The sequence below is a fragment of the Actinoallomurus acaciae genome (assembly GCF_042429965.1).
In the GTDB taxonomy this organism is placed as follows: domain Bacteria; phylum Actinomycetota; class Actinomycetes; order Streptosporangiales; family Streptosporangiaceae; genus Actinoallomurus; species Actinoallomurus acaciae.
In genome coordinates, this window is sequence record NZ_JBHLZP010000562.1 from 1 (window position 1) to 5600 (window position 5600).

The following is a 5600-nucleotide window of genomic DNA, read 5'->3' on the forward strand; positions in this document are numbered from 1 at the left end:
GCCAGGACGTCCGCGCCGGGACGGGGACGGACACGGTTGTAGCCCAGGAGCAGCGGCCAGTCGGCGGCGACGCCGCGTCCGCGCGCGCCGCGACCGGCCAGGCGGCGCGCGCCGCGCGGAAGTAGTCCGACTGGTCGGTGGTCAGCGCGTGGACCGCCCGCGCGTTGCGCTCCAGCGCCGTACGGTCCGGGGCGTCCCACACGGCCAGGCCGTGCAGGCGGGCGGCCGTCTCGACGAAGGACTCCTCGATCGCCAGGTAGTCGGCGTAGGCCGCGTCGCCGATCGTGCCGGCGGTGACCTCCTCGACGAACCGCATGCCGAGCGCCCGTTCCATGGGCTCGGCGCACACGTCGAGCAGCCGCGCGGACCGGTTCCCCGGGCCCCGTGCCCCCTCGCTCATGCGGCGAGCCACTCGACGAGGCCGCCGAACACCTTGGCGTAGCCGTCCCATTCCTCGCAGAACGGCTTGGGCGCCCAGTGGGGCGAGCAGTCGGAGGTGAACACCGCCGAACGTCCCGAGCCGTACCCGCCGACGGCGACCAGCGGGTCGGCGCCCAGCGTGGCCAGGACGTCCGCGCCGGGACGGGGACGGACACGGTTGTAGCCCAGGAGCAGCGGCCAGTCGGCGGCGACGCCGCGAGCGCGGGATGCCCCAGGCCGGGGACCTCCGGCTTCGCGCCGGCGGGCAGCTCGACGCGGTCGTCCTCGGGCAGGAGCTCGACCGGCAGCACCTCGTGCAGCACCGTGTTGCGGTAGGCGGCCTTGGCCTCGAAACCGGTGAACGAGAGGTAGCCGCCGACCATGAGCAGGCCGCCGCCGTCGCCGACCCAGCCGCGCAGCGCGTCGATCCGGTCGGCGCCCGGCCGCGCCTGCTCGAACACCTCGGGGGCGAGTTGCAGGGAGTTCGCGCCGATGTCGGAGAGCACGACCACGTCGTACTCGGCGAGCGCGGCGGCGTCACCGGGGAACCGCGCGGGCACCAGGTGAGCGGGCAGGTGAACGACCTCGTGCCCGCGACTCTCCAGCGCCCGGCGCAGCGGTTCGACGCCGACGACGTACGAGCTGGTGGTGAAGGAGTCGACCCCCTTGATGTGGGTGGACTGGGTGATCCAGCTCTCGCCTGCGATCAGGACGCGGCTCACTGTGTACTCCTTGTCTCTCTCATCGGGACCGGTGCTCGGTCAGGACGCCGCCTGGTCGAACAGCCGGCCGGGGTTGGTCCGCAGGAGGCCTGCGGCGACCTCGGGGGCGACACCGTGGTCGACCAGCCTGGGGACGAAGAGCGTGGGCACGTACCGGAACCCGTTGCCGCCGTACGCGGTGAGCATGCTCTTGAGGAACACGTCGTGGCTGAGGAGCAGGCGTTCGCCGTACCCGCGCCCGATGAGCCGCGCGATCGCGCGCGCGGCCTCGTGCGGGGCCGGGGACTGCCCCTCCCCCGGGTACCGGAACGGCATCCCGACCATGTCGAACTCGAGCCAGACGCCGCGGTCGGCGACCGCGTCCTGGTAGCCGGGGTCGTCGTGCGAGGGGTCCATGTGGCACAGCACCACGGCGCCGGGCGCCACGCCGTACTCGCCGAGCACGATGTCGAGGACCTCGTGCGCACGCCGCTGCCAGCCGGGCAGGTGGACGTAGAGCGGGACGCCGGTCTCGCGCTGGGCGCGCGCCGCGGCGCGCAACGCCGTGTGCTCGTCCTCGGTGAAGTCCGGCGACACCCCGATCTCGCCGATGACGCCCGGGGAGATCCCGGTGCCGTCGGCGCCACCGGTGAACTCGGCCACCAGTTCACCGGCGAGGCGGTGCTCCCCGGCCGACGACAGGTGCGCCGGGTGGAACCGCTCCAGGTACCAGCCGGAGCCCATGACGACCTTCAGGCCGCTGCGCTCGGCGAACGAACGCAGCGCCCTCGGGTCGCGGCCGAGCCCGGCCGGAGTGACGTCGACGACCGTGCCGCCCCCGGACGCGGCGAACGCGCGCAGGTCGGCCAGCATCGCGTCGGTGTCGTCCAGGACGCAGTGGTCGAGGCTGGCGTACGGCTGCTCGCGCAGCAGCCACGCCAGATCCGGTGCGGTCCGGGCGTCACGCAGGAAGGCCAGCCGCGGGTCGTCCGGCTCCGCGACCGCCTTCCGTACGTCATTGCGCAGATGCTCGTGGGTCAGGGTGAGGCCGAGCTCCGCGCTGGGCACGGGCCCGGTCACCGTGGACACCGTGACACCGGTCATGATCGACGCGTCAGGTGGGCGAACAGGTCGGCGAGGGAACGGCCCCGCAGGTTGATCCAGATCGCGATGAGCAGCACCAGGCCGGTCACGATCGGGGTGAGGAACGGGCTCACGCCGAGCAGGGTCAGCCCGTTGGCGATCACGCCGGTGATGACGGCGCCGATGATGGAGCCGACCATCGTGCCCCGGCCGCCGAACAGGTCGGTGCCGCCGAGCACGACCGCGGCGATCACGGTGAGCTCGAAGCCCTGCCCGGAGTTGGCCGATCCGGAGCCCAGCCGCGCCGCGGTGAGCAGGCCCGCCACTCCGGCGGCCAGGCCGGTCAGCATCAGCGTGATCATCTTGATCCGGTCGGTGTTCACCCCGGCGCGGCGGACCGACTCCTCCTGGGAGCCGATGCCGTTGACGTAGTTGCCGAACCGCATCTTGGACAGCAGCACGCCCCCGAGCACGACCATGACCAGCGCGATCCAGGCCAGCGCGGAGAAGCCGAGGAACTTCGCGTCACCGATCCTGGCGACGAACAGCCGCCGGTCGATCGGCACGGAGAAGCCCTGCGTCCACAGCTGCGCCAGACCCCGGATCACCGACATCGCGGCGAGAGTGACGATGAACGGAGGGATCTTCTGGTGGGCCGACAGCCAGCCGTTGATCGCGCCCCAGAAGAGCCCGGCCACCATCGCCGCGACGATCACGATGGAGGAGTCCCACCCGGCGCGCAGCATCTCGGCGGTGCCGGTGGCGACGAACGCGACCGTCGAGCCCACCGACAGATCGATCTGGCCGGTGGTGATCACGAAGGTCATGGCGACCGCGACGATCAGGGTGATCGCCACCTGGGTGGCCAGGTTGGAGATGTTGTCGAAGGTCAGGAAGTTCGGGGCGGCGATCCCGAAGACGAGGAACAGCACGACGGTGACGCCGGTCATGGCCAGCGTCGCCTTGTTGGCGCGTTCCCACCAGCTCGGCGTCTCGGCGAGCACGGTGGGGGCCGCCGCGGTCTCGACACTCATGAGGCCTCCTCCGCCCCACCCCACGAAAACGCTCCGCGTTTCCGCGGGGACCCCGGGTTCGAGAGGGCGACCGGGCACGCCGGGCCTTCGCTTCGCTCACTCATGTCAGGCCGCCTCCTCGGTGTCCGAACGGGTGATCATGGCGACGAGCCGTTCGATGTCCAGCGCGGACACCGGCTCGTCCTCGACGCTGCGGCCCTCGTACATCACGGTGATCCGGTCGCAGACCTCGAACAGGTCCTGCAGACGGTGAGTGATCAGGATGACGCCGACGCCCTGGGCGGCGACGTCGCGGATCATCTTGAGGACCTGCCGCACCTCGGCGACCGCGAGCGCCGCGGTCGGCTCGTCCAGGATCAGCACGCGCGGCTGGAACGACACGGCCCGCGCGATCGCCACCGCCTGCCGCTGCCCGCCGGACAGCCGGCCGATCTCCTGATACGTCGACTTCACGCGGACATGCAGTTCCGACAGGGTCTCGGCGGCCTTCTCGTGCATCGCCCGCCGGTCGATGAACGGGCCCTTGCGCGGCTCGCGGCCCAGGAACAGGTTGCTCGCGACGTCGAGGGTGTCGCAGAGCGCGAGGTCCTGGTAGACGATCCCGATGCGCTCGCGCCGCGCGTCGGCGGGGCTGGCGAAACGGACGTCGCGGCCGTCGATGGTGATCTGGCCGGAGTCGTGCTGGATCGCCCCGGCCAGGACCTTCATCAGCGTCGACTTCCCGGCGCCGTTGTCCCCGACCAGGCCGAGCACCTCTCCGGGGGCGAGTGTGAGGTCGACGCCCCGCAGCGACTTGACCGCGCCGAACGACTTGGTGATCCCTCTCAGGGTGACCAGCGAGGTGTCGCTCATCACTTCTCCAGGTAGTAGAGGTAGTTCTTGACGTTGGCCGGGGTGACGATCTGGGTGGGGACCGGTATGTCCTTGGCCACGGTCCGGTGGCACACCAGGTCGATCGCCGCGTTCATCGCGTCGTAGCCGAACTGGAAGGTGTTCTGCTGTACGACGCCGAGGATCCAGCCGGACCGCAGCCCGTCCACCGCCTGGGAGGACAGGTCCCAGCCGACGACCCTGATGTCCTTGGTGCGCTGCTGGCTGACGACGGCGGCGGCCAGTCCGATGAGGGCGGGCTCGCCCGTGGCGTAGGCGTACTTCAGGTCGGGGGCGCCGGTGAGCAGGTTCTCGGCGGCGGTCTGGGCGTTCTCCTGGATGTTGCGCCCGTCGACCACGTTCTTGATCTTCATACCCTTCGCGGTGACCTCGTCGGTGAAGCCCTTCTGCCGCTCGTTCTGGATCGTGCTGTTGAGCGCGCCGACCACGCCGATGTCGCCCCGGCCACCCGTGATCTTGAGCAGTGCGTCGCCGAGTTGCCTGCCGCCCTCGGCGTTGGCCGTGCCGACCTGGGTGGCGACCGCCGGGTCGTCGACGGTGGCGTCCACGGCCACCACGGGAATTCCGGCCGCCTTCGCCCGCCGGATCGCGGGCTTGATGCCCTCGGTGTCGATCGCGTCCACGATGATCGCGTCGTAGTGGTTGGCCACCAGGTCGTCGATCGCGTTGGCCTGGGTGGAGGAGTCGTCGTTGCCGTTGACGATCTGCACCTGCGCGCCGGCCTTGCGCGCCACGGTCTGCGCGCCGGTGTCGATCTGGTTGAAGAACAGCGCCTGAAGGTTGATCGGGACGATGCCGATCTTGGGCTGATGGCCCTGGACCTGGCACGACTGGGCGATCTTGGCGGGTGGGGGCGGACCCTGCTCGGTGGCCCTCTTCTCCGCGGCGATCTCCCGCCTGGCCGCCGTGTCACAGCCGATGGTCGTCAGCAGCAGGCCGATCGAGACCACGGCCGTCACCGTACGTCGCATCATCTCTCCTCTCCCTGGGAGTGGGCCGGCTGGGGTGAAACCGCCGGCCGGGGGCCGGACCGCGCTCGGAGGTAGGCGGTGACGGTCTCGCGCCGGGGCATTCCGTCGCGGGCGCCGGGCCGGGTGCACGAGATGCCGGCGGCGACGGCGGCGAAGCGCGCCGCCTCCAGCGGTCCGGTGCCCCGGTCCAGTTCCGCGCAGTAGGTGCCGGCGAAGCAGTCGCCGGCACCCGTGGCGTCCACGGTGTCCACGGTGATCGCCTCGCCGTCGTGGCGATCACCAGCGGGCGTCAGCAGCGTCCAGCCGCGGGGACCGTCGGTGACCACCAGGTATACCTGGTGGTCGACGGCCGCTCCGACCAGCGCTTCGTCGTCACCGACGAACTCCGTGAGCTGCGCGCGTCCGCCGATCGCGTGGTCGGCGGCCGACAGGGCGGCGCGCGTCGCCTCCGGTCCGTCGCAGCCGTCGAGGTCCACGACCACGTGCGGCCGCCGCGGCCG

The 5600-nt window shown here is 71.4% G+C and carries 6 protein-coding genes and 1 pseudogene; all 7 read right to left on the reverse strand.

Features of this window, described 5'->3' with window-relative positions:
- Positions 1 to 400: TenA family protein (locus ACFFNX_RS41865; RefSeq protein WP_378211775.1), on the reverse strand; the 400-nt coding region annotated here is incomplete at its 3' end.
- Positions 397 to 1142, reverse strand: a pseudogene (locus ACFFNX_RS41870) (glutamine amidotransferase). The pseudogene ACFFNX_RS41870 and the gene ACFFNX_RS41865, both read right to left, overlap by 4 nt.
- A gap of 39 nt (positions 1143 to 1181) precedes the next feature.
- Positions 1182 to 2225 (reverse strand): phosphotriesterase family protein, encoded by a 1044-nt coding sequence (locus ACFFNX_RS41875; protein WP_378211777.1) that lies wholly within the window; start codon positions 2223 to 2225, stop codon positions 1182 to 1184.
- Positions 2222 to 3238 (reverse strand): ABC transporter permease, encoded by a 1017-nt coding sequence (locus ACFFNX_RS41880; RefSeq protein ID WP_378211778.1) that lies wholly within the window; start codon positions 3236 to 3238, stop codon positions 2222 to 2224. Before ACFFNX_RS41880 ends, ACFFNX_RS41875 begins: the two co-directional genes overlap by 4 nt.
- A 105-nt stretch (positions 3239 to 3343) precedes the next feature.
- On the reverse strand, positions 3344 to 4090 hold the full coding sequence (locus tag ACFFNX_RS41885; protein ID WP_378211780.1) for an ATP-binding cassette domain-containing protein: 747 nt from the start codon (positions 4088 to 4090) through the stop codon (positions 3344 to 3346).
- Complete coding sequence (locus ACFFNX_RS41890; RefSeq protein WP_378211782.1) at positions 4090 to 5100, reverse strand: substrate-binding domain-containing protein; 1011 nt, start codon at positions 5098 to 5100, stop codon at positions 4090 to 4092. The genes ACFFNX_RS41885 and ACFFNX_RS41890 overlap by 1 nt, the downstream gene beginning before the upstream one ends.
- The coding region (locus ACFFNX_RS41895; RefSeq protein WP_378211784.1) for a PfkB family carbohydrate kinase at positions 5100 to 5600 on the reverse strand (501 nt) is incomplete at its 5' end. The genes ACFFNX_RS41890 and ACFFNX_RS41895, both read right to left, overlap by 1 nt.